This window comes from Mesorhizobium sp. P171375, assembly GCF_057786075.1.
Genome location: NZ_JBYNWF010000001.1, coordinates 6,636,457 through 6,659,713 on the forward strand (window position 1 = coordinate 6,636,457; position 23,257 = coordinate 6,659,713).

The 23,257-nt window shown below is 63.6% G+C and carries 26 protein-coding genes; 12 read left to right on the top strand and 14 right to left on the bottom strand.

All coding sequences use genetic code 11. The annotated features are described in order from the left end of the window. Positions 1-75: 75 nt before the first annotated feature. The 5 genes from hpf to lptC form a co-directional block, all read right to left on the bottom strand. Entirely contained in the window at positions 76-660 is a 585-nt protein-coding gene (hpf, locus tag ACYHH6_RS32375; RefSeq protein ID WP_112562681.1) for a ribosome hibernation-promoting factor, HPF/YfiA family, read from the bottom strand. 294 nt (positions 661-954) lie between these two features. After that, positions 955-2,481: an RNA polymerase factor sigma-54 gene (gene rpoN, locus ACYHH6_RS32380; protein WP_352585727.1), complete on the bottom strand. Its 1,527-nt coding sequence runs from the start codon at positions 2,479-2,481 to the stop codon at positions 955-957. Between the two features lie 214 nt (positions 2,482-2,695). Further along, positions 2,696-3,514, bottom strand: coding sequence for an LPS export ABC transporter ATP-binding protein (gene lptB, locus ACYHH6_RS32385; protein ID WP_112562685.1), 819 nt, complete (start codon positions 3,512-3,514; stop codon positions 2,696-2,698). Then, on the bottom strand, positions 3,511-4,095 hold the full coding sequence (locus tag ACYHH6_RS32390) for an LptA/OstA family protein (RefSeq protein WP_352559666.1): 585 nt from the start codon (positions 4,093-4,095) through the stop codon (positions 3,511-3,513). Before ACYHH6_RS32390 ends, lptB begins: the two co-directional genes overlap by 4 nt. Further along, a complete protein-coding gene (lptC, locus tag ACYHH6_RS32395) occupies positions 4,082-4,795 on the bottom strand; it encodes an LPS export ABC transporter periplasmic protein LptC (RefSeq protein ID WP_352585725.1) in 714 nt (237 codons plus the stop codon). Before lptC ends, ACYHH6_RS32390 begins: the two co-directional genes overlap by 14 nt. Before the next feature lie 296 nt (positions 4,796-5,091). On the opposite strand from lptC, the gene sppA reads away from it, so the two are divergent. The 4 genes from sppA (at position 5,092) to lhpI (ending at position 7,809) form a co-directional block, all read left to right on the top strand. Beyond that, positions 5,092-6,048: a signal peptide peptidase SppA gene (sppA, locus tag ACYHH6_RS32400; protein WP_352585723.1), complete on the top strand. Its 957-nt coding sequence runs from the start codon at positions 5,092-5,094 to the stop codon at positions 6,046-6,048. A gap of 80 nt (positions 6,049-6,128) precedes the next feature. Beyond that, on the top strand, positions 6,129-6,413 hold the full coding sequence (locus tag ACYHH6_RS32405) for an integration host factor subunit beta (RefSeq protein WP_006200394.1): 285 nt from the start codon (positions 6,129-6,131) through the stop codon (positions 6,411-6,413). Between the two features lie 54 nt (positions 6,414-6,467). Beyond that, positions 6,468-6,812 (top strand): DUF1049 domain-containing protein, encoded by a 345-nt coding sequence (locus ACYHH6_RS32410; protein WP_352585722.1) that lies wholly within the window; start codon positions 6,468-6,470, stop codon positions 6,810-6,812. Positions 6,813-6,843: 31 nt separating this feature from the next. Further along, positions 6,844-7,809 carry a bifunctional Delta(1)-pyrroline-2-carboxylate/Delta(1)-piperideine-2-carboxylate reductase gene (gene lhpI / locus ACYHH6_RS32415; RefSeq protein ID WP_112562692.1) on the top strand — a complete coding sequence of 322 codons (966 nt, stop codon included), beginning with the start codon at positions 6,844-6,846 and terminating at the stop codon, positions 7,807-7,809. Here the strand turns inward: lhpI and ACYHH6_RS32420 are convergent. The 4 genes from ACYHH6_RS32420 to ACYHH6_RS32435 all read right to left on the bottom strand — a co-directional run bounded on the left by ACYHH6_RS32420 (position 7,799) and on the right by ACYHH6_RS32435 (position 9,956). Beyond that, a complete protein-coding gene (locus tag ACYHH6_RS32420) occupies positions 7,799-8,233 on the bottom strand; it encodes a VOC family protein (RefSeq protein ID WP_352585720.1) in 435 nt (144 codons plus the stop codon). The genes lhpI and ACYHH6_RS32420 overlap by 11 nt on opposite strands. A gap of 121 nt (positions 8,234-8,354) precedes the next feature. Further along, positions 8,355-8,789: an EVE domain-containing protein gene (locus tag ACYHH6_RS32425; protein WP_352585718.1), complete on the bottom strand. Its 435-nt coding sequence runs from the start codon at positions 8,787-8,789 to the stop codon at positions 8,355-8,357. Further along, on the bottom strand, positions 8,786-9,166 hold the full coding sequence (locus ACYHH6_RS32430) for a VOC family protein (protein WP_352585716.1): 381 nt from the start codon (positions 9,164-9,166) through the stop codon (positions 8,786-8,788). Before ACYHH6_RS32430 ends, ACYHH6_RS32425 begins: the two co-directional genes overlap by 4 nt. 91 nt (positions 9,167-9,257) lie before the next feature. Continuing rightward, positions 9,258-9,956, bottom strand: coding sequence for a helix-turn-helix transcriptional regulator (locus ACYHH6_RS32435; protein WP_352585715.1), 699 nt, complete (start codon positions 9,954-9,956; stop codon positions 9,258-9,260). Between the two features lie 127 nt (positions 9,957-10,083). Here ACYHH6_RS32435 and ACYHH6_RS32440 point away from each other — a divergent pair, with 127 nt between their 5' ends. The 6 genes from ACYHH6_RS32440 to olsB all read left to right on the top strand — a co-directional run bounded on the left by ACYHH6_RS32440 (position 10,084) and on the right by olsB (position 17,113). Continuing rightward, the gene (locus tag ACYHH6_RS32440) at positions 10,084-11,160 is read left to right on the top strand and encodes an RsmD family RNA methyltransferase (RefSeq protein ID WP_352585713.1); all 1,077 of its coding nucleotides are present in this window, start codon (positions 10,084-10,086) and stop codon (positions 11,158-11,160) included. Between the two features lie 34 nt (positions 11,161-11,194). Beyond that, the gene (locus tag ACYHH6_RS32445) at positions 11,195-12,052 is read left to right on the top strand and encodes a TrmH family RNA methyltransferase (RefSeq protein ID WP_352585712.1); all 858 of its coding nucleotides are present in this window, start codon (positions 11,195-11,197) and stop codon (positions 12,050-12,052) included. Then, a complete protein-coding gene (gene lspA / locus ACYHH6_RS32450; protein ID WP_352585710.1) occupies positions 12,049-12,537 on the top strand; it encodes a signal peptidase II in 489 nt (162 codons plus the stop codon). Before ACYHH6_RS32445 ends, lspA begins: the two co-directional genes overlap by 4 nt. A gap of 98 nt (positions 12,538-12,635) precedes the next feature. Further along, a complete protein-coding gene (gene acuI / locus ACYHH6_RS32455) occupies positions 12,636-13,625 on the top strand; it encodes an acrylyl-CoA reductase (NADPH) (protein ID WP_352585708.1) in 990 nt (329 codons plus the stop codon). Positions 13,626-13,769: 144 nt separating this feature from the next. Beyond that, positions 13,770-16,061 (top strand): PAS domain-containing sensor histidine kinase, encoded by a 2,292-nt coding sequence (locus ACYHH6_RS32460; RefSeq protein ID WP_352585706.1) that lies wholly within the window; start codon positions 13,770-13,772, stop codon positions 16,059-16,061. A gap of 176 nt (positions 16,062-16,237) precedes the next feature. Continuing rightward, on the top strand, positions 16,238-17,113 hold the full coding sequence (olsB, locus tag ACYHH6_RS32465) for a l-ornithine N(alpha)-acyltransferase (RefSeq protein ID WP_435053288.1): 876 nt from the start codon (positions 16,238-16,240) through the stop codon (positions 17,111-17,113). 103 nt (positions 17,114-17,216) lie between these two features. Here olsB and ACYHH6_RS32470 read toward each other — a convergent pair whose 3' ends face one another. Together ACYHH6_RS32470 and grpE are read right to left on the bottom strand one after the other, a co-directional pair. Beyond that, positions 17,217-17,849, bottom strand: a complete 633-nt coding sequence (locus ACYHH6_RS32470) for a trimeric intracellular cation channel family protein (protein ID WP_352585702.1) — start codon at positions 17,847-17,849, stop codon at positions 17,217-17,219. A 109-nt stretch (positions 17,850-17,958) separates the two neighbouring features. Further along, a complete protein-coding gene (gene grpE, locus ACYHH6_RS32475) occupies positions 17,959-18,588 on the bottom strand; it encodes a nucleotide exchange factor GrpE (protein ID WP_352585700.1) in 630 nt (209 codons plus the stop codon). 239 nt (positions 18,589-18,827) lie between these two features. Here grpE and ACYHH6_RS32480 point away from each other — a divergent pair, with 239 nt between their 5' ends. Beyond that, entirely contained in the window at positions 18,828-19,028 is a 201-nt protein-coding gene (locus ACYHH6_RS32480; protein WP_352585698.1) for a hypothetical protein, read from the top strand. 84 nt (positions 19,029-19,112) lie between these two features. Beyond that, the gene (locus ACYHH6_RS32485; protein ID WP_352585696.1) at positions 19,113-20,135 is read left to right on the top strand and encodes a fatty acid desaturase; all 1,023 of its coding nucleotides are present in this window, start codon (positions 19,113-19,115) and stop codon (positions 20,133-20,135) included. 58 nt (positions 20,136-20,193) lie between these two features. Here the strand turns inward: ACYHH6_RS32485 and ACYHH6_RS32490 are convergent, their stop codons facing one another. From ACYHH6_RS32490 to ACYHH6_RS32500, 3 genes are all read right to left on the bottom strand, one after another. Then, on the bottom strand, positions 20,194-20,814 hold the full coding sequence (locus ACYHH6_RS32490) for a DJ-1/PfpI family protein (RefSeq protein ID WP_352585695.1): 621 nt from the start codon (positions 20,812-20,814) through the stop codon (positions 20,194-20,196). Positions 20,815-21,010: 196 nt separating this feature from the next. Then, positions 21,011-22,615, bottom strand: coding sequence for a GMC family oxidoreductase (locus ACYHH6_RS32495; RefSeq protein ID WP_352585693.1), 1,605 nt, complete (start codon positions 22,613-22,615; stop codon positions 21,011-21,013). A 96-nt stretch (positions 22,616-22,711) separates the two neighbouring features. Beyond that, complete coding sequence (locus tag ACYHH6_RS32500) at positions 22,712-23,245, bottom strand: DUF934 domain-containing protein (protein ID WP_352585691.1); 534 nt, start codon at positions 23,243-23,245, stop codon at positions 22,712-22,714. Between the last annotated feature and the right edge of the window lie 12 nt (positions 23,246-23,257).

The window sequence follows — 23,257 nt, forward strand, 5'->3', positions numbered from 1 at the left end:
AATCCCTTATTCGCCTGCCGTCGCCAGTCCTCGCCCCTCGCGCGGCTGGTTCTTATCCCTGTGCGACTGTTGTCGTCATCCTTGTGCGACTTTGGTCGTGGACGGGTCGATCCAGCCGATATTTCCGTCCGGCCGCCGATAGACGATGTTGAGGTGGTCGTTTCCGGCGTTGCGGAAGACGAAGACCGGGCTCTCCTTGGTGTCGAGCTCGATGACTGCCGACGCCACCGACATGGTCTGCAGCGTCATGGTTGATTCGGCGACGATGGCCGGCGCGAAATCCTCCGGAATCTCCTCGTCGTCGTCGGCTAGCGGCGCCATCACCGTATAGGCGATGTCGGTGATTTCGCCATTTCCGTTGCCTGAATTGTGCGACTTCAGCCGGCGCTTATAGCGCCGAAGCCGCGTTTCGAGGCGATCCGCAGCCGCCTCGAAGGCAAGCGTTGGATCCTGGGCGTCCCCGGTCGCCTGCAGCGAAGCGCCGGAATCCAGCCTGATCATGCAGTCGGCGGAGTAACGCGACCCCGATTTGATGACCGTGACATGCCCTGAAAAACCGCGGTCGAAATATTTTCCGATCGCCTCTCCGACACGGTCGGTGATGCGCGTACGAAACGCATCGCCGATATCCATGTGCTTTCCCGATATGCGCAGCTTCATCTGAAAACTGACCTTCCTTGCTCAGGCTTCAAACTGGCCAGAGTTTATACTCGTGGTCCGTGCGCACAAGCTTTGCGGCGTCAACTCGCGCCGATTTTAGATCCGAACTTTCCGGTTGATCACAATCCGCCTTCTTGGCCGTCCCGTGGCCTTCATCGTGACGGACCATCCGCATGCGGGCAATTCAGCCCGTCTCATGCGGGCGGGCTTCTAGACACTTCATTGCGGCTTGTCAATGAAGGCCTAGAGTTGTGGAAATCCAGCCACAGCAAAAGCCGTGTCGGGCAAGCAGAACTAGCGCCCGGCGCTGGCCAGAGCGCGCTTCTCGCGCCGCCTCTGCACCGATGAGGGAATGTTCATGCCCTCGCGGTATTTGGCCACGGTGCGCCTGGCAATATCGACGCCGCTTTCTTTCAACATGTCGACGATGGCGTCATCGGACAGCACGTCTGCGGGCTTTTCCTCGTCGATCAGCTGCTTGATGCGGTCGCGCACCGCTTCCGAGGAATGCGCGTCGCCACCGCCCGATGCCGCGATCGAAGCGGTGAAGAAATAACGCAGCTCGAACACGCCGCGTGGCGTCAGCATGTATTTGTTGGCCGTCACGCGGCTGACGGTCGATTCGTGCATGCCGATCGCATCGGCCACCGTGCGCAGGTTGAGCGGCCTGAGGTGGCGCACGCCATGGACGAGAAAAGCGTCCTGCTGGCGCACGATTTCCGACGCCACTTTCAGGATCGTCTTTGCGCGCTGGTCGAGGCTGCGCGTCAGCCAATTGGCGTTCTGCAGGCATTCGGCCAAAAAATCCTTCTCCGCCTGGTTCTTGGCCTGCGGCGAGACCTGGGCGAAATAGATGTGGTCGACCAGAACCCGCGGCAGCGTCTCGGCGTTGAGCTCGACCGTCCAGCTGCCGTCATTGGCGGCGCGGACTTCGACATCGGCGACGATAGCGTCGCTGGTGCCGCCCGAGAACACCATGCCCGGGCGCGGGTCGAGCGCGCGGATTTCGGCCAACATGTCGAGGAGATCCTCCTCGTCGACCCCGCAAAGCCGCTTCAGCGTCTGGAAATCGCGCCGCGCCAGGAGTTCAAGGTTACCGATCAGCGTCTTCATCGCCGGATCGAGGCGATCGCGCACGGCAAGCTGCAGCGACAGGCACTCGGCAAGGTCGCGCGCAAACAGGCCGACCGGCTCGAATGTCTGGCAAACGGCCAGCACCTTGGCCACCATCGCCTGATCGGCGCCGAGCCGTTTCGCGGTGTCAGCCAGGTCGGCGCGCAGATAGCCGGCCTCGTCCAGGCCGTCGGCCAGTTCGCTGGCGATCAGCCTTGCGGCCGGATCGGCAAAGGCAAGCGCAATCTGCTCGCCGACATGCTGGCGCAGCGTGATTGCGGCAGCAGCCATGTCGCCGACATCGAAGCCTTCGGACGAGTCGGACGAACCATTGCCAGTGGCCGACTTCCACTGCGCCGTCAGGTCGGGCCCGAGTCGCTCGCTGGTGCCGGGATCGTCTGGAAACAGGTTCTCCAGCGAGCTGTCGAGCTTGTCCGAGATTGCTTCGGCGCTCCACGCCGTCTCGCTCTCGAACCAGTCGCCATCGGCGGCAGGCTCAGGCGCGGCGTCGCCCTTCTGCACCTGGTCACTTGCGGCGTCATCCTGGGGCTCGGCGCGCTCCAGCAACGGATTGCGCTCGATCTCGTCGTCGATGAAGTGGTCGAGCTCGATATGGGTGAGCTGCAGCAGCCTGATCGACTGCATCAGTTGCGGCGTCATCACCAGCGACTGGGATTGTCGTAGCTGTAGTTTCGCCGCCAGCGCCATGGTTCGGTTTCAAACGCCCTTCTGCACCCGGAAGCCTACACATCAGAAGCTGCCGGAAAATGAATTTTTCCGACCCTCCATAGAAACTGGCCCAGCTTTTGCTTGTCAAGGAAAATGCTGGCAAAAGGCCTCTACCGGGGCGCTATCTCACGCAAAATCGAAGAAAAAAGGCTCGGCTGGGCGGCAAAATCGCGTCAGGAAACAAATTTCACGCTCAGAGCGTGAAACCCTCGCCGAGATAAAGGCGCCGCACATCGGGGTTTGCCACCACCTGGTCGGCGCGGCCATGCGTCAGCACCTGGCCGGCATGGATGATGTAGGCGCGGTCGATGAGGCCGAGCGTTTCGCGCACATTGTGGTCGGTGATGAGCACGCCGATGCCGCGCGCCGTCAGATGGCGCACCAGCTGCTGGATGTCGGCGACCGCAATCGGGTCGATGCCGGCGAAAGGCTCGTCGAGCAGCATGTAGGCCGGCCGCGTCGCCAGGGCACGGGCGATTTCCAGGCGCCGCCGCTCGCCGCCGGACAGCGACATGGACGGCGACTTGCGCAGATGGCTGATGTGGAATTCCTCGAGCAGTTCGTCGAGATTGCGCTCGCGCACCTTGCGGTCCTTCTCGACCACCTCGAGCACGGCGCGAATATTCTGCTCGACATTGAGGCCGCGGAAGATCGACGCTTCCTGCGGCAGATAGCCGATGCCGAGCCGGGCGCGACGATACATCGGCATCGAGGTGACGTCGAAACCGTCGATCTCGATGGTGCCTTCGTCGACGGGCACCAGGCCGGTGACCATGTAGAAACAAGTGGTCTTGCCGGCGCCGTTTGGGCCGAGCAGCCCGACAGCCTCGCCGGCGCGCACACCGATGGTGACGCCGCTGACCACCTTGCGGCCCTTGTAGCTCTTGGTCAGACCCTTGGCGATCAGGGTGCCCTTGAACTTCGCGGAATCGACGGTGACTGTGGCCGGTGCAGCAAGTTTGCTGGCCGCCCGTCCCGGAAGGCGGGTCAGCAGCGAAGATACGCCAGTCATTCGGGCTTCGGCGCCTCAGATTTCGGCGGCGGTGTCATCGACATGATGACTCGCCCGCCGCAGCCATCGACCTGAGCCAGGCCGCTTTTCATCTGCACGGTGAGCTTGCAGCCCTTGAGCACATTGGGGCCTTGGGACAGCACGACTTCATTGCCCGACAGTACGAGAACCTGCGTCTTCATGTCGAACGTGGCGTTGTCGCCGGTGGCGATCTGGTCATTCGACTTGATGTAGACTTTGTTCTTGACCACCAGGTGATCGATGTTGGCCGAGCCGGTCATCGCCGAAGCGCCGGCGGCCGCACCCTTGGCGGCGTTGGGGTCCTTGACGTAGTAGACTTCCATACTGCCGGCCTTGAGCAGCGTCGGTCCCTGCGTCACGGTGACGTTGCCGCTGAACAGCGCCATGCTGTCGGCCTGGCGGACCTCGAGCTTGTCGCTCTCGATCTGGATCGGCTGGTCGCCCGACAGTTTGAGCCCGGATTGGCTGCTGGCGCTGGACTGAGCCCAGGACGGCGCCACACCCAGCAACAGCAAGGCCGAAGCTGCGGCGACAAGCCGTGCCGAATTACTGGGACGCATTCGATTCTCCGCTCTTTGCCTCTGCCGCCTTCATAGTGGCCGGATCGATGTGAACGCTTACCTTATTTTCGAAAACGACAACGTTGCCATTTTCTTCGACCGACATCGAACCCGCCGTGATCCGCGAGCCGTTGCGGCTGACATCGACCGGATCACCTGTCTTCATAGAGCCTTTGCCCATGTCGAGGAAGACCGATTTGAACGTGGCAGCGACGCCGTCGGTGGTGGTGACGGTGACGTCGCTGGTCATGTCCATCGTGTTGGCGTTGCGGTTATAGATGCCGCGCTTGGCATCGACGACCGCCACATTGTCCGCCGTCAGCGGCAGTTTGGCATGGATGCCTTCGAGTTGAATGATGTCCTGCATGCCGACGTCCTGGATGGCGCGCAGCGCCGTCAGCGAATAGGGCAGCTTGCCTTTGGTGAAGCCGTTGAGCTTGGGATTGGCCATCACCAGCTTGCCGTCGGCAAAGGCGGTGCCGTCGGCCTGTATCGAGATCGAGACCGGCGCCGCAAGATAGGAATAGACCGGAAACGCAACCGCGATTCCAGCGGCAAGCACCGGCACTGCGAATTTCAGCACGCGCACGCGGCGCGAATGGCGCTGGGCGCGGTCGAAGGCGTCCCCGCGCGTGCCCGCTGGCGCCGTGGGCGCCAAGGCCGCATCGGCGTTGGTCGGTTCGTTCGATCGAGCTAGCATGACTGTCTTCTAATAAACCCTTGCCCGTCAAAACACCTGCTATAGGTGGGTTGCCGGCCCCCGCAAGCAAGCACAAGCGGAGGAAAACCGCAAAAATGTGACGGCCGTTGTTTTTGCAAACGGAAATCAGGCGACACAATTTCGGCACTTCATAGCAGAAACGAAGGCGCCGCGTCATTTTTTCCTGAAATGCCGCCACTGGCGCGGTCGCTTCGTTGCAGCCCCGTGAGGAAGAGGTAGCCGGGCGCGGACGCTTGCTTTAAAAGCATCGCTTCCCACCGACTATGAGGCAGACCATGGCACTGAGAGCCGACGACCTGATCGACCGCCGCCGCTTGCGACGCAAGCTGACCTTCTGGCGCGGCGCCGCCATTGCCATCGTGGCGGTCGGGGTGATTGCGCTTGCAAGCTGGTTCTATGGCGAAGACCTCGGCGGCTCCTCGGTCAACCATATCGCCAAGGTCAGGATCGAAGGCACCATCACCGAGGACGAGGAACTGATCAAGCGGCTGGAAACCATCCGCACGTCCTCGCAGGTCAAGGGCGTCATCCTGGCCATCGATTCGCCTGGCGGCACCACGGTCGGCGGCGAATCGATCTACGAGGAGGTGCGCAAGCTCGCCGCCGACAAGCCGGTGGTTGCCGAGGTCGGCACGCTGGCCGCATCGGCCGGCTACATGATCGCCAGCGCCAGCGACCACATCGTCGCCCGTAAGACCTCGATCGTCGGCTCGATCGGCGTGCTGATCCAATATCCCGATGTCAGCGGCCTGATGGACAAGGTCGGCATCAAGCTCGAAGAGGTGAAATCCTCGCCGCTGAAGGCCGCGCCCTCGCCCTTCAAGCCGACCAATGAAGACGAGCGCGCCATGGTCCGCAAGCTCATCCTCGACAGCTATGACTGGTTCGTCGGCATCGTCGCCGAGCGCCGCAAGATGACCCGCGACCAGGCATTGGCGCTCGCTGACGGGTCGATCTTCACCGGCCGCCAGGGTCTCGCCAACGGTCTGATCGACGCCGTTGGCGGCGAAAGCGTGGCCATCGACTGGCTGGCGACCAAGGGTGTCGACGCCAAGCTCAAGGTAGTGGAATGGAAGGACACCGAACGGCGCGGCAGCTTCCTGTTCTCGAAAGCAATAGCGCGCAGCGTCGGCAGCGCGCTCGGTCTGTCGGAGACCGGAAGCGACGTTCTTCACGAAATCGGCGCCGATCGCTTGTTTCTTGACGGTCTCGTTTCCGTCTGGCACCCTTGATCTGCCGTTTGGGGCGAGTAAAAAAACAAATAAAATCATCCTGATAATTTGACCGCAGCGCTTTCACGGGGACCTTTCTGATGATCAAATCCGAGCTTGTGCAGATCATTGCCACGCGCAACCCGCATCTTTTCCTGCGCGACGTCGAAAACATCGTGGGGGCGATATTCGACGAGATCACTGATGCCCTTGCGGAAGGCAACCGGGTCGAGTTGCGCGGCTTTGGCGCTTTTTCGGTGAAAAACCGCCCTGCCCGCACCGGCCGCAACCCGCGCACCGGCGAATCCGTCGAGGTCGAGGAGAAGTGGGTGCCGTTCTTCAAGACCGGCAAGGAATTGCGTGAACGGCTGAACGGCGGCAAATAAGCGCGGACTTGACGCGTCGGCCCTCTCAAGGCCTGCCTTTCCCAAGGAATCTCTATGTTCAACCGCTTCATACTTATCGTGGTCTTGGTGCCGCTGGCCGTCATCCTGATTGCACTGGCCGTCGCTAACCGCGAGCTCGTCGCCTTCACGCTCGATCCGTTCAACCCGGGCAATCCGAAGCTGACGCTGAACTTGCCGCTGTTTATCTTCCTGTTCGTGGCACTGGCCATCGGCATGGTCGTCGGCAGCCTGGCGACCTGGGTCAAGCAGGGCCGCTACCGCAAGCTGGCGCGCCAGCGCGGCGTCGAGGCCGAGAATTTGCGCCAGGCGGTCAGCCGCGTGCCGGCCGCGCCGCAAGGTTCTGCCCCGGGGACGGCGCTGCCGAAGCCAACGGCCTGAAGCCGGCGATTTTACCTTCGCGGAGTTTTGCATGCTGACCATTTCGGCCGACGCTGTCGACCAGGCGCTGAGCTTTCCCGGACTGGTCGAGACATTGCGCGCGGCCTTCCGCGAGGGTGCTGTGCAGCCCGTCCGCCATCACCACGGGGTCGAGCGGCCCGACGGTGCCACATCGACGCTGCTTTTGATGCCGGCCTGGACCGACTTCCATGCCGCCGGCACATCGGCGGGCGGTCATATCGGCGTCAAGATCGTAACCGTATCGCCCGACAACAACGCCATCGGCAAACCGGCTGTCATGGGGCTCTACCTCTTGCTCAACGGCGCCACCGGCGAGCCCGAGGCGCTGATCGACGGCCAGCGGCTGACGCAGTGGCGCACCGCTTGCGCCTCGGCGCTCGCCGCCTCCTATCTCGCCCGCGAGGACGCCTCACGGCTTCTGGTGGTCGGCGCCGGCGCGCTGTCGCCATTCCTGGCCAAGGCGCATTCGGCGGTTCGGCCGATCAAGACCATCCGCATCTGGAACCGCACGCCGGCCAATGCCGAAAAGGTTGCGGCCGATTTGCGCGAGGAAGGTTTCAACGCTGAAGCCGCTAGCGATCTCGACGCCGAGCTTGCTCAGGCCGACATCGTCTCATCGGCGACCATCACGACGACGCCGCTCGTCAAGGGCGCGCTCTTGAAACCGGGCGCGCATGTCGATCTGGTCGGCGGCTTCACGCCGACCATGCGCGAAAGCGATGACGATGCGATCACGCGCGCCCGCATCTATGTCGACACCCGCGCCGGCGCCACCAAGGAAGCCGGTGACATCGTCCAGCCGCTCGCCTCCGGCGTGTTGAAATCGGAAGCCATCGTCGCCGATCTGCATGAACTGGCGCGCGGCGAAAAACAGGGCCGGCAGAGCCCCGGTGAGATCACGCTGTTCAAGTCTGTCGGCGCGGCGCTCGAGGACCTCGCCGCCGGCATTGCCGTCTACAACGCCCTCAAGCCGTAGCGTCGGCCGGCGCTACGGCGCCAGCCTTGCGATCGAATTTCCGGATTGCTTCCGCACTGACCGGAGTGAAGAAGTTCACCAGATTGCCATCGGGATCGCGCAGCAGCAGCGATCTGTTACCCCACGGCATTGTCGTCGGCGTCTGTACGAAGCCGCGAATGATTTTCGCCAGCCTGCTGTACTCCGCATCGACGTCGCTGACGCGAAACTCGATGATCGCTGATCGATTGGCGGCCGGCTGCGCCACACCCGTTCCCAACAGGGCCAGAGTGCGTGTGTTGCCGATCGCCAGCGTGCAGGAGGGCGTTGCCAGCTCGGCGAAATCGTCGGTGAACCAGGTTGCGCTAAGCCCGGTGATCGTTTCGTAGAATGCCACCAGAGGTTTGATCTGGTCGGTGATGATGCGGATCGAGACGAAGTCCATACTATTCTCCTTGGAGAGGCGCGGCGGATCAGGTGACGATGCGCTTGTCGCACAAGACTGCTGACAGCTTGGCGTCAGCAGCCTTGTCACCATGGCCGTGCCAATCCGGGGAGCTGAAGACCTAGGCTGCCTTCGTGGTTTCGGCGCCCATCGCCTCGGCGATCAGCGAGAAATCATGCGCGGTGATTTCGAACAGGCCAAAGCGCAGCTGGTAGCCCCAGTTCGACTTGCCCTTGGTGAAGTCGAGTTGTTCGAGCAGCGGCTTGATCGGCGCTTCGTCCGCCTTGGCCCATTCGACATCCCTACGAAACGGTGTGAAACCGGCGCCCATGTCGCCCTGGTAAGGTTCGCCTTCGCGCACGGTGCCGATCGCCGTGAAGGTCTGCAGGTGGTCCTTCTCGCGCAGAATTGTGGTCGGCGAGTAGTAGACGATGCCGTCGCCGGGCTTGATGCGGCGCAGCGGTGCCGCCTTGCCGTGGTTGACCTGCATGAAGCCGGCCTCGCGGCCGCGCCGCACATGTTCGGCGGAAGCCACCGCGACCCAATGGGCACTCATCCCTGTTCTCCGTCGTTCAGCCAACAGACGCGCAGCCGGTGGTTGTCGGGATCGAGCGCAACGAAGGTGCGGCCGAAATCCATGTCGGTCGGCGTTTGCAGGATGGCCAGGCCGCGCCCTGCCCAGTCCTTATGGGCTGCGTCCACCGCATCAGCCCGGTCCAACGCAAAGACGAGCTCCGCACCACCACCCGCTGCGGCGGCCGACGGCTCCACCGTGTGACGCGACCACAGGCCGAACTTGAAGCCATTGTCGAGCACGAACAGCACAAAGGTTGGCGCTGCCTCCACCGGCTGGCGCCCCAACAGCGCGCTGTAAAAGTCACCGCTCCGCTCCGGGCTGTCGACATAGAGGATGACGAAATTAGGGGTGTTCATGCCTGCTCTCCAGGGTTTCGATTGGAGGAGCATAGGCGGCCCCACTGTCAGATTCTGGCAGCAGTGATTCGCCAACTCGTAAAAGGAAGCATCACGCGTCAGTTTGGCGCTTTGGCGCATCCAACGTCACGCGCCATTCCTTCAGCAGCGCCTGCCGGCGGCGCGGATAGCGGGTTTCGGTGGCGTTGAGAGCGGACATGCGATCAGCTCGAAAGTGGCGGAAATCCTGGCGCGTCTCGCACCAGGCGACCATCACCCGCACCTTGTCAAAGAAGCCGATCGCAAACGGCCAGACCATGCGCTGCGAAGCGGCGCCACCGGCGTCGCGATAGATAAAGCCGAGTTTTCGCTCATTGCGGATCGCCTGGCGAACAAGTCCAAGATCGATACCTTCGACGGCATCGCTGCGCGGCCCGACCAGCAGTGTGTTTGCATCGAGGTCCTCGCGCAGATCGTCCGGCAGCACCGCGGCGATCTTGGCCAGCGCGTCGGCGGCCGCGGCCGAGAGACGCTTGTCCGGTTGTCTGGCAACCCAACGCGATCCGAGCACAATGGCCTCGATCTCCTCGTCGGTGAACATCAGCGGCGGCAGCATGAAGCCGGGCTTCAGCACATAGCCCAGCCCCGCCTCGCCCTCGATCGGCGCGCCTTGCCCCTGCAGCGTGGCGATGTCGCGATAGAGCGTGCGGATCGACACATTCATCTCGCCGGCAAGCGTGCGGCCGCTGACCGGCCGGCGATGCCGGCGCAGGATCTGGATCAGGTCAAGCAGGCGTTCGGAACGGGACATCGCCCAGATTTGCCTGTTTCCTCAGGCGAGGTCCACTACCTCGGAGATTCGTATGTTGGACCATTTTGTTTGCGCAGCCGGTGACCCTATGTCAAAAGCGGCCTGCCGCCTCCGGAGACGTTCCTGCTTGAAGTCTTTTCGCGACAAACGCCGCGACAACCGTCCGCCCGCAAAGGGCAGGGCCGAACTCGTGCGGCCGCAGCCAGCCGCTGCGCCAGTCCGACCGGAAGCCAAGCGCCACGAAACAAAACCGGACGACCGGTTTGATCCGAAGCCGGCGCCGCGCCTGCTTGCGCGTCGCGACGGCGCCCTGCCCGCCGAACGCCTGCCGGTGATCCTCGAAGTAGCGCCCAATCAGGATTATGCGCTGCTCGACAGTGGCGCCGGCGAAAAACTCGAACAATACGGGCCCTACCGCATCGTGCGGCCCGAAGGCCAGGCGATCTGGCAAAAGGCCTTGCCGGCAAGGGACTGGGACCGCGCCGACGCCATCTTCACCGGCGACACCGACGAGGAGGGCATCGGCCGCTGGCGTTTTCCGAAAATGCCGCTTGGCGAGACCTGGCCGATGAAGCATGACGGCATCGATTATCTCGGCCGCTTCACCTCGTTTCGCCACGTCGGCGTCTTCCCCGAGCAGGCCTCGCACTGGGACCATATGGCCAGCCTGATCGCGGCGGCGAAGCGCCCGGTCAAGGTGCTGAACCTGTTCGGCTACACCGGGCTCGCTTCTCTCGTAGCAGCCCGAGCCGGCGCCGAAGTTACCCATGTCGATGCCTCGAAGAAGGCGATCGGCTGGGCCCGCGAAAACCAGGAAATGGCCGGCCTCGGCAGCAAGCCGATCCGCTGGATCGTCGACGACGCAGTGAAATTCGCCGAGCGCGAGGAGCGCCGCGGCAGCCGCTACGACATCATCCTGTTCGACCCCCCCGCCTATGGTCGCGGCCCCAAGGGCGAGGTCTGGCAATTGTTCGAGGACCTGCCTGGCCTGACCGACCTTTGCCGCGCGATCCTGACGCCGAAGCCGCTGGCCGTGGTGCTGACCGCCTATTCGATCCGCGCCTCCTTCTTCGCCATCCATGCCCTGATGCGCGACACCTTCGCCGGCATGGGCGGCGCGGTTGAGTCAGGCGAACTGATCATCCGTGAGCAATCCGCTGGGCGGGCGCTGTCGACATCGCTGTTTTCGCGCTGGGTGGCCTGAATGCCCGGGGGACCTGAATGCCCGGGAGTCATAGATGAATGAGCGGCACGCTGGCGCGCCGGGGCAGGTGAAGGAAGTCACCAGCCTCGCCAACCCGTTGATCAAGGACATCAAGGCGCTCGCCCAGAAGAAATTCCGCGACCAGCAGAATGCCTTCATGGCCGAAGGGCTGAAGCTGGTCATCGACGCGCTCGACCTCGGCTGGTCGATCAAGACGCTGGTCTTCGCCAAGGCCGGTCGTGGCAATGCGGCGGTCGAAAAGGTAGCGGCGCGCACGGTTGCCGCCGGCGGCACCGTGCTCGAAGTGTCGGAAAAGGTGCTGGTCGCCATCACCCGTCGCGACAATCCGCAAATGGTGGTCGGCGTCTTCCAGCAGAAACTTCTGCCGTTGAAGGACATCCGCGCCCACGACGGCGATGTCTGGGTGGCGCTCGACCGGGTGCGCGACCCCGGCAATCTCGGCACCGTCATCCGCACCGTCGATGCTGTCGGCGCCAAGGGAGTCATCCTGGTCGGCGAGACCACCGATCCTTTCTCTGTCGAAACCGTACGCGCCACCATGGGCTCGATCTTCGCTGTGCCGGTAACCAGGGCCACGTCCGAAGCGTTCCTGGCCTGGCGAAACAGCTTCTCGGGCCTTGTCGTCGGTACCCATCTCAAGGGTGCGGTTGATTACCGCTCGGTCGATTTCTCCAGGGGGCCGGTGCTGCTGATGATGGGCAACGAACAGCAGGGCCTGCCCCACAATCTGGCCGAAAGCTGCGACCGGCTGCTCCGGATTCCGCAGGCCGGCCGCGCCGATTCACTCAACCTTGCGGTCGCCACCGGCGTCATGCTGTTCGAGATCCGGCGCGGCGCCCTGAAGCTTGCTCCCGAGGACGCTAAATCGTGAAATCATGGTTCCCCTACGCGCTGCTGGTGGTAGCGGCAATCGCGCTCGACCAATGGATAAAGCATCTGGTCGAAACCGGCCTCGCTTTCCAGGAAAAGCTCGATCTGGTGCCGTTCCTGGCGCTCTACCGCACCTACAACACCGGCATTGCCTTTTCGATGTTCTCGTCCTTCGGCGACACCGGCCTGGTCGTCATTGCCGTTCTCGTCGTCGCCTTCGTGCTTTATCTGGCGACGCGCACCCCGGCCGGCCATGTGCTGGCCCGCATCGGCTTTGCGCTGATCATCGGTGGGGCGCTCGGCAATCTGATCGACCGCGCCGTCTACGGCCACGTCATCGACTACATACTGTTCCACACGCCGGTATGGTCCTTCGCCGTCTTCAACCTCGCCGACGCTTTCATTTCTGTGGGTGCCGCGCTGGTCGTCTTCGATGAACTCATCGGCTGGCGCCGAGAGGCAAAGCCGCAAAGCCCGGACGCTTGAACGGCGCCGTCTTTTGACCAATTGACCGCGCCGGACAGTCGCCGCACAGTCCGGCCAGCCTTTGCCGATCTTCACAGCTGCTCGACCGAGGAGAAAAAATGTCCGAAACCTTCAAAGCCATCCGCGTTTCGCGCGATGCCGAAAAAAAGCAGTCGGTCGAAATCGTCGATCTCGGCGAAGCCGATCTGATGGAAGGCGATGTCACCGTCGCGGTCGAGGCGACGACGGTCAACTACAAGGATGGGCTGGCGATCACGGGCAAGGCGCCGGTGATCCGCCGCTGGCCGCTGGTGCCGGGCATTGATTTCGCCGGTACCGTTCTCTCGTCATCGCACGCCGACTGGCGCAAGGGCGACAAGGTCATCCTCAACGGCTGGGGTATCGGCGAAACGCATTTCGGCGCCTATGCCGGGCGCGCCCGTGTCAAGGGCGACTGGCTGGTGCCGTTGCCCGACGGCATCAGCGCCCACGATGCGATGGCGGTCGGCACCGCCGGCTATACGGCGATGCTGTGTGTCATGGCGCTGGAGCGGCACGGCATCCTGCCGGATCGCGGCCCGGTGGTGGTGACGGGTGCCGCCGGCGGCGTCGGCTCGGTCGCGGTCTCGATCCTGTCCAGCCTCGGCTACCATGTCATCGCTTCGACGGGCCGCCACGCCGAAAGCCCCTATCTGATCGACCTCGGTGCCGCCGAAGTGATTTCGCGCGACGAACTCTCCCAGCCGGCCAAGCCGCTGGCCAAGGAGCGCTGGGCCGGCGGCATCGATGCCGTCGGCAGCCACACTCTGGCCAATGTGCTGTCGATGACCGCCTACGGAGGCGCGGTCGCCGCTTGCGGCCTGGCCGGCGGCATGGATCTGCCGTCGAGCGTCGCACCGTTCATCCTGCGTGGCGTCTCGCTGCTTGGCATCGATTCGGTGATGGCGCCCAAGGCTGTGCGCCTGGAAGCCTGGCGCCGCATCGGCACCGATCTCGACCTCAAGAAACTTGCCGGCCTGTCGACGACAATCGGCTTCGACGGCATCATCGCCGCCGCCCACGACATCGTCGAGGGCAAGATCAGGGGGCGCGTGGTCGTGGATATGTGAGGCCCCGAAGCATGATCCCGAAAAGTGAAATCCGGTTTTCGGAAAAGATTATGAGATGCGGAAAACCGCCAAAAACGCGTGACCGCTAAAATTCGAACGATCCGCCGCGCTTTTCCATAATCTCTATCTGGCAAGGATTTCCGCATGATCGCGGAGTCCGTCAGGAAAGAGAAGAACCGAGCCGAGAGCGTCGACGGGCCGAGCCCGGCGACGCCGAAGCGGCAGCATGTTGTCCCACCGCCGCTGGCGCCGGATTTTCCGCGCGCCACGCACGAGGGCCTGCTGTTCTTGACCGTGGTCGCCAGTGTCGTGCTGGCGGGCCTGTCCCACCTCACCGGCGCGCCGATCTTCATCACGCTCGGCCTGCTGGCGACCGGCCTTGGCGGCGTCGCCATGCACTGGCGCAACCGCCACACCGTCCACCGCGCGACCGCCCTGCTCGACGAAACCGCAGCCCGCAGCCGCGCCGAGATCGAGACGCTGGCCGACCGCATGTGGGAGATGCAGGAGAGCGAGGAGCGCTTTCGCGGGCTGATCGATGCGCTCGGCGACCTCGTCGTCCACCGCGACCGCGACGGCCACATCGTCTATGCCAACAAGGTTTTCGCCAGCCTCGTCGGAACCGATCAGCGCGATCTTGCCGGCAGGACGCTGGCCGACCTCGGCATCGATGTCGGGGTCGTTCCCGACGCCGCCTTTTCGGATCACGAATGCCTGAGTTCCACCGACGTCTCCATCCGCACGCCGAACGGTCCGCGCTGGTTTTCGTGGATCGAACTGTCGGTGCGCGACAAGGACAGCGGCGCCGTTTCGCACCGGGCGATTGCCCGCGACATCACCGCCCGCAAACGTGCCGAATCCTCGCTCATCACCGCGCGGGAGCGCGCCGAATATGCCAGCCAGGCCAAGTCGCGCTTCCTCGCCACCGTCAGCCATGAGATCCGCACGCCGATGAACGGCATCATGGGCATGGCCAAGCTACTGGCCGACACCAATCTGTCGCCGGAGCAGCGCACCTATGTCGCCGCCGTCTCGACCTCGGCCAGCGCCCTCTTGGCGCTCATCGAAGACCTGCTCGATTATTCCAAGATCGAAGCCGGCCGCTTCGACCCGGAGCCGCAGCCGACATCTTTGCGCGAGATTGCCGACAACATCATCGAACTGATGGCGGCGAAAGCCTTCGCCAAGAACATCGGCCTCGGCTGTTATGTCGAGCCCGACGTGCCGCAGATGATCATAGCCGATCCGGGAAGAGTGAGGCAGGTGCTGCTCAACCTCATCGGCAACGCGGTCAAGTTCACCGACACCGGCGGCGTGCTGGTCTCGGTCGCGCGGGCCCGCACCGAGACCAGCGACCGCATCTGCTTCACCGTGGCCGACACCGGCCCTGGCCTGCGCGAAGAGGATATGGAGCGCATCTTCGAGGAATTCGAACAGTCCGACGGCACCTCAACCCGCACCCATGGCGGCGCCGGCCTCGGCCTTGCCATATCGAGACGACTGGCGACGGCCATGGGCGGCGCCATTTCGGTGTCGAGCCGGCTTGGCGAGGGATCTGAATTCGTCTTCGAAATCCCGGCCACAGGGGCCACCGAAGCGCCGCAGAACCGGCAGAATATCCTCGTCGGCCGGCGCGCCGTCATCGTGTCGAAGAACGCTGTAGAGGCTGATGCAATCGCCCGTGCCATCCGCGCCCATGGCGGCGCCGTCGATGTGGCCGCGACCGCTTCCCAGGCGACGCCTTTCGCCGAACATTGCGACGCGCTGTTGATCGACGCCGCCATGGAAGACAGCGACGGCAGGCTGCTCAAGCGCCTGCGCCAGAGCGGCTTTGCCGATTGCGAGGCGATCACGCTGATCGCGCCGACCGACCGCGGCATGCTTGGCGAATTCCGCGCCAGCGGCTACGCCACCTTCCTGGCAAGGCCGGTGCGCGGCGAAACGCTGATGCGCGTGCTGTTGACCAGCCATGCCCCTGCTTTGCCCCTGCCCATGAAGCCGGAAAAAAGCGGGGCGTCGTCGCATCGGCCTGTTGGCGGGCGCCAGCAGGGCCTGTCGGTGCTGATCGCCGAAGACAACGACATCAACGCCATGCTGGCCCGCGCCACGCTTTTGAAGGCAGGGCATCGGGTCAAAGTCGTCGGCAACGGCAAGGCGGCGGTCGAGGCAATCACCGAAGCCGGGCTGAAACACCGTTTCGACGTGGTGCTGATGGATCTGCACATGCCGGTGATGGACGGGCTGGACGCAATCGCGGCGATCCGCCGCCACGAGGAAGAAATGGCCGTGCCGCCGGTTCCGATCATGGTGCTTTCGGCCGACAGCCAGGAAAAGACCCGCCACACGGTGCTTGCCCATGGCGCCAGCGGCTTCGTCACCAAGCCGCTGGACCCCGACGCGCTGGTCCATGCCGTCGAAGGCCAGGTGGCCGCCTGAGGCCGCCCCAACGTGCTCTCTGCCGTCACGTAAGGTAGCCGGTTGAGGGTTTTCGCCAGCCGACGAAGTATTGCTCGCTGCGCCGTATCACGGTACTGTCACAATCCTGTTGCACCTACACCGTATCCCCGTGCCAAGAGGGATGGCTCGAAGGAGAATCACTCGTGCATACAGTTATGCCGGAATGTGACACTCGGCCCAATGCAGGCGGTGCTTTGCTCGCCGCGCGTAACGCCGATGCCGTCGCAACAGGCGCACCGCTGGGCCGGATCGGTAATCTCGAAGTGCGGCTTGCCCGCAACGAAGCCGAGATCGCTGCCGCGCAGGAAGTGCGTTACCGGGTATTTTATGACGAGCTTGGCGCCAGGAGGGACCTGTTCCAGGCACAGGATCGGCGTGATGCCGACCGTTTCGACCCGCTCTGCGACCATCTGCTGGTGCTGGACACCTCGATTTCCGGACCCGAGCATCGCCGCATCGTCGGCACTTATCGGCTGCTGCGGCAAGAAATCGCAGCGACCGCCGGCGGCTTCTATTCCGAAGGCGAGTTCGAGTTGACAAAGCTGATTGCCCGTCATCCCGGACAGCGCTTCCTTGAGCTCGGCCGCTCCTGCGTTCTTAAGGAATACCGCTCCAAGCGCACCATCGAGGCGCTGTGGCAAGGCATCTGGGCCTATATCAAGCACTATGAGATCGGTGTGATGACCGGCTGTGCCTCGTTCCACGGCACGGTGCCGGCGGCGCATGCCGAGGCGCTTACCTATCTTGCCCATCACTGCCGCACCAACTCAGCCTGGGATGTGCGGGCTGTGTCCGGGCGCTATTGCTCGATGGACCTGATGCCGATCGAGGCGGTAAACGCCAAGGCGGCGATCGCGGCCATGCCGCCGCTGGTCAAGGGCTATCTGCGCGTCGGCGCCCGCATCGGCGACGGCTGCGTCATCGACCGCGAATTCTCCACCGTCGATGTGTTCGTGGTGATGCCGGTCAAGGAAATCGGCGCCCGCTACGTCAACTATTATGGCGGCGAAGCGCAGCGCTTTGCGGCGTGATGTTTAGTGAGTAGGGATTAGTCAGTAGTGAGTAGGGGGCTACCCACCACGCTGCGGGTTCCTGCCCCTACTGACTACTCACTAATCCCTACTCACGTCCCTCTTACGGAATATCCTCCGGCCGCCGTCCCGGCCGGCTCTTGTAGGACGGAAACGTCCAGCCGAATTTGAGCGCGCCGCCACGCACCAGGAAAGCCGCGACAAAGCCGGCAAGGTCCGAGGCGACCGGCGGCAATCCGATAAGATCGCCAAGCGTGTAGAGGCCGGCGCCCGCCAGCGCCGCGCTGACGTAGATTTCGGGCCTCAGCAGCACCGACGGCTCGCCGGCCAGCAGATCGCGCAGGATGCCGCCGAATGTGGCGGTCAGCACGCCCATAATGACGGAGACGACCGGAGAACCGGTGATCGCCAGTCCCTTGGCCGCGCCCATCACCGAAAAGGCCGCCAATCCGATGGCATCGAGCCAGAGCAGCCATTTCCAGCGGGATTCGACGCGGTGGGCAATGAAGAAGACCAGCACCGCAACGGCCGCGCAGATCAGCACATAGCCTGAGCTGCCGACCCAAAAGACGGGCAGGTTGAGGATGACGTCGCGCAGTGTGCCGCCGCCGATGCCGGTGACGCTGGCCAGGAACAGGAAGCCGATAATGTCGAGCTGCTTGCGCGAAGCCGCCAGCGCCCCGGTCGCCGCAAAGACGGCGACGCCAGCATAGTCGAGGAGGTCGATGGGATTCATGGCAGACCAGGGGAGTAAGGCAGTAGGGCAGTATGCTTAGCACGAAGCCGCACCACTGGTACGGCTCCCTTCCCTACTGCCCTACTGCCTTACTCCCCTAATGCCTTATTTACGCATCCTTCTCGGCCTGCTCGTTCACCGGGCCTGGTTCGACAGGCGCCTCGGCTGCCGCGATCTTGGGGCCGCCCTTGGCGACGCCGACCATGGCGGGCCGCAGCACGCGCTCGCCGATCGAATAGCCCGGCTGCACGACCTGGACCACGGTGTTGGCTGGCACATCGGGATTGGGCACCTCGAACATCGCCTGGTGGAAATTCGGGTCGAACTTCTGGCCTTCCGGCTCAAGCTTCTTCACCCCGTGCCGCTCCAGCGCCGACAGCATGGCGCGCTCGGTGATCTCGACGCCGTCGATCAGCGCCTTGAAGCCGGCATCTCCGGCTGCCTTGGCCTCGGCCGGGATGGCATCGAGCGCGCGGCGCAGATTGTCCGACACCGACAGCATGTCGCGGGCAAAATTGGCTACCGCATAGGCGCGCGCGTCATGCACGTCGCGGGCGGTGCGGCGGCGCAGATTCTCCATCTCGGCCGCGACGCGCAGCGCGCGGTCCTTCAGTTCCTCGTTTTCCTTCAGCAGCCGCACCAGCGCTTCATAGTCGCCGTCGATGCCGCCTTGCGTGCGCTCGGCCTCGGCCGTTTCGATATCCTCGGGCGCGCGTTCGTCTTTTGCCTGGTCGCTCATCGCCGTTTCCCGTCATTCGAATGGTTTGGATTTGCGCCCGATATCGAGGTTTGGCGGTCAAAAATCAAGGGGCAAGCGATGCTTGGGGCCGTTCGGAGGACCTTGGCACGGATCGCGAAGGTCTTTCGAAATTAATTCAAATTTTACCGTGATTGCCGGCTTTGCTTGCCAATACCCCGCTATGGGGGAACCATTCCGTGGCTGGAGGAGTTTCGAAGCCAACACAGGATTTTGGGACAATGACAGGCAACAATGGCAACAGGAACGAAGAGCTCGCCGCCGATATCAAGCGCCAGTTCGGCACCGAGGCAACGAAGCGCTTCCTGCGCAGCTTGCCGGCATTCCGCACCGAGGCCGACATTCCGGAGCATTTTCGGGACCTGCTCGACCGTCTGGACGGCATAGAAGCCAGCGTGGCAGGCGGCCAACGCCGGCAATAGCGACGCAATCGCGCGACAATTACGCGCAGTAATTTTGCGTGAGCTGTACCTTGCGGCAACGGCAAGCCACGCCTATGCTTCCTGATGAACATGATTTCCCCTGAGACGGCCGCCAACAGCAAGCGCGCCTGGTTGAAGATTCTGGCGCGCTACAAGAAGCCTGACCGGCGGCGCAGTACCCTCGAACTGGCCATCACCCTCATTCCTTTCGTCACCCTGTGGGCGCTCTCTTCGGCCGCCTATTCCTACGGCCACTGGTGGGGCCTGGTCCTCATCCTTCCCGCCGCCGGCTTTCTGGTGCGGATCTTCATGATCCAGCACGATTGCGGCCACGGCTCCTTCTTCGCCAACCGTACTGCCGACGACTGGATCGGCCGCGCGCTCGGCGTGCTGACGCTGACGCCCTACGACTGCTGGCGCCGCGCTCATGCAGTGCATCATGCCAGCGCCGGCAACCTCGACGAGCGCGGCATGGGCGACATCCGTACGCTGACTCTGGCCGAGTACCGGCGCCTGTCATGGCGCGGGCGCCTGGCCTATCGTCTTTACCGCCATCCGCTGGTGATGTTCGGCCTCGGGCCGATCTGGCTGTTCATCTTCGAGCAGAGACTGCCGATCGGCATGATGCGCGGCGGCCTGACGCCCTGGGTGTCGTCGATGACGACGAATCTCGCCATTGCGATTGCCGCGGCTCTGCTCATCTGGTGGATCGGCCCCGGCGCCTTCCTGGTTGTCCATCTGCCGATCGTCGTCCTCGCCGGTTCGGCCGGCATCTGGCTGTTCTACGTCCAGCACCAGTTCGAGGAGACGGAATGGGCGAAGGACGAAGAGTGGGAGTTCCAGCATGCCGCGCTGCACGGCTCGTCCTATTACGACCTGCCCCCGGTGCTGAACTGGTTTACCGGCAATATCGGCGTCCACCATGTCCACCATCTATCGGCCAAGGTGCCGGGCTACCGGCTGCAGGAAGTGCTGCGTGATTATCCGGAACTGCGCGGCATCGGCCGCGTCACGCTGCTCGACAGCCTGCGCTGCGTCAAGCTGGCCCTGTGGGACGAACAGCGCCGCAAGCTGATCTCGTTTCGCGAAGCGCGGGCTATGGCCTGAAGTAAACCGCCGCGCCAAGGCGCGGCGATTTCCAGAACCGGCTATTTCCAAATGCTGCTCAGGCGGTCATGCGCTCGTCGCGCATCAGAGCCTTGCCATCGCGGATCTCGGTGCCGAGCACCTTCAGACATTCGCGCATGAAGGCGGCGAGGCCGGGCCAGCCCTTGGCCGACACCAGATTACCGTCGACATGGGCGCCGGTCGGCGCGACATCGATATAGATGCCGCCGGCGAGCGTCACCTCCGGCTCGCAATACTGCAACGCCGCCACCTCACGGCCGCGCACCACGCCGTCGACCGCAATCAGGATCTGCACACCATGGCAGATGGTGAAGATCGGCTTGCCGGTTTCATGGAAATGCCTGACCAGCGCCTGCACCCTTTTGTCGATGCGGATATATTCGGGACCGCGCCCGCCGGCGGCATAGACGGCGTCGTATTGCGTCGGATCGACCTCGGAAAACGTCTTGTTCAGGATGTAGTCGTGGCCGAGCTTTTCCGTGTAGGTCTGGTGGCCTTCGAAATCATGCAGCGAGGTCTTCAAGATATCGCCGGCCTTCTTGTCGGGGCAGACGACGTGGACCGTGTGGCCAACCGCATGCATGGCCTGTTCAAAGACGAAAATCTCATACTCCTCGCTGAACTCGTCAACGAGCATCAATATCTTTTTGCCTGCCATGCCGGTCTCCTCCCTTGCTGGCCATTATTTCGGATCGCGAAATAATGGCCCTATCCTAAGGGCAGGCTCGCGACAGGGAAAGCTCAAATCGCACAATTGGTCTTACCAGATAAGACTTTTTCTCGTCGGAATGCCGGCCATCCAGACGCAGCCTCAGGAGAAACATCAAGCTTGGTCCGACCAATGACTTCAAAGGTCAGGCGGCCATGATCATGTCGGCCGCCTTTTCAGCGATCATGATGGTCGGCGCGTTGGTGTTGCCGCCGATCAAGGTCGGCATGACCGAGGCATCGACAACGCGTACCCCCTGCAGACCGCGCACCTTGAGCTCAGGATCGACCACCGCCATGGCGTCGACGCCCATCTTGCAGGTGCCGACGGGGTGATAGATCGTGTCGGCGCGCGCCCTGATATGCGCCATCAGCTCGGCATCGCTGGACACGCCGGCGGTGTAGATTTCCTTGTCGCGGTATTTCGCCAGCGCCGGCGCCTCCAATATGGCGCGCATCATCCTGGCACCCTTGAGCAGCAGGTCTCCGTCCCGCTCGTCGGACAAAAAGCGTGGATCGATGCGCGGCGGCGCCAGCGGGTCGGAGCTCGACAGCCCGACCTCGCCGCGCGAATGCGGCCGAAGCACGCAGACATGGCAGGAGAACCCGTAGCCCAGATGCAGCTTGCGGCCGTGATCGTCGACGATGGCGATGCAGAAATGCAGCTGCAGATCGGGCCTATAGATCGCCGGGTCGGATTTGAGGAAGGCGCCGCCTTCCGCATAGGGCGTGGCGATCATGCCGGTGCCGTTTCTGCGCCAGCGCGCCGTATGCCTGAGCAGGCCAGGCAGACCGCGCAGGCCGATGCCCATCATGTCGGCATTCTTCGACGTCCAGGCCAGGATGAAATCGAGATGGTCCTGCAGGTTCTTGCCGACGCCGGGCAGTTCGTGGATGACCGGAATCCCGTGCATGGCAAGTTCGGCCGCCGGGCCGATGCCGGATAACAGCAGAAGCTGCGGCGAGCCGAAGGCGCCGCCGCAGACGATGACTTCGCGCCTGGCTTTCGCCACCGCTTCGCTGTTGCCCTTGCGATAGCGCACCCCGCTGGCGCGCTTGCCGTGGAGCACAATGCCGGTCGCATGCGCGCCGGTGATAACGGTGAGGTTCGGCCGGTTCATCGCCGGATGCAGATAGGCGGCGGCCGCCGAGCAGCGCTCGCCATTTCGGTCCCCACCCCAGAATTGCGTGACCTGATAAAGCCCCGCCCCTTCCTGTTCCGGCCCGTTGAAATCGTCATTGCGGCGGATCTGGTTTTCACCACAAGCCTCGACAAAGGCGCGCGCGATCGGGCGCGGCTCCTGCTGTTCGCCGACCCTGAGCGGCCCGTCGCCGCCATGCAGCGCGTCCGCGCCGCGCTGGTTGCCTTCGGCGCGCTTGAAATAGGGCAGCACCTCGTTCCACGACCAGCCCTGGCAACCGAGGCCGGCCCATTCGTCGTAATCGCCGCGGTGCCCTCGCGTGTAAAGCATGGCATTGATAGCGCTGGAGCCACCGAGCGCCTTGCCGCGCGGCTGGTAGCCTTTGCGGCCGCCGAGCCCCTGCTGCGGCACCGTCTGCAATCCCCAATTGTTGATCTTCGGCCGGCCCGGCAGCAAAGCGATGATGCCTGCCGGAGCGCGGATGAGCAGGTTTTTTCCCTCGCCGCCGGCTTCGATCAGGCAGACGGTTTTCGACGCATCTTCCGAGAGCCGTGCGGCAAGCGTGCAGCCGGCGGAGCCACCGCCGGCGATGACATAATCGAAATCCATGGCTTCCTCCCTGGCGTCCCGCGGATGTTTCCGTCTGGACAGCCAAGAGAAGGCTTGATTTCAGCCGATGTAAAGGCGGGTGGAATTACCGCTGCGTCAGCTGTTGCGAACGCGCCGCCAGGAGTATTTCGGCCCCTTCGGCTCAGAGGCTTCGGTCGGCTGGTAATACAGCCCGAGCCCGCCGATACGGCCTTCTTCAAGCCGTTTCAACAGCACTGGGTTCGATATTTCGAACTCGTCGAAGCCGAGCCGCAGCATATGCGGCAGCTGGTCGACGAGGACCTGCCCGGTGGCGCGGACGGCGCCCTCGAACTGGTAACGGCTGCGCAGCAGCTCACCCTTGGAGAAGGAGCGGCCGTCGTTGAAGGCCGGGAAGGCCAGGGCCACCAGCGACAGCTGGTCGAGCAGATCGGCGATCTTCTCCAGCTGGTCGCCGGGCTGCAGCACCACGCCCAGCCGCTCCTTGGCCGAACGCCGCACTTCGGCATCAAGGCCGAGAAACGCCTGCAGCGGCAGGATGAAGCGGCCATTGCCCGAAAGCGCCTCGGCGCTTTCGGCATGCGCCCACTCGTCCTCACGAAAACCCGTCGGGGTCCAGAGCCGGGTCTCCGGTGTCGTCTGTTCAGTCATCGAGAATTCCTA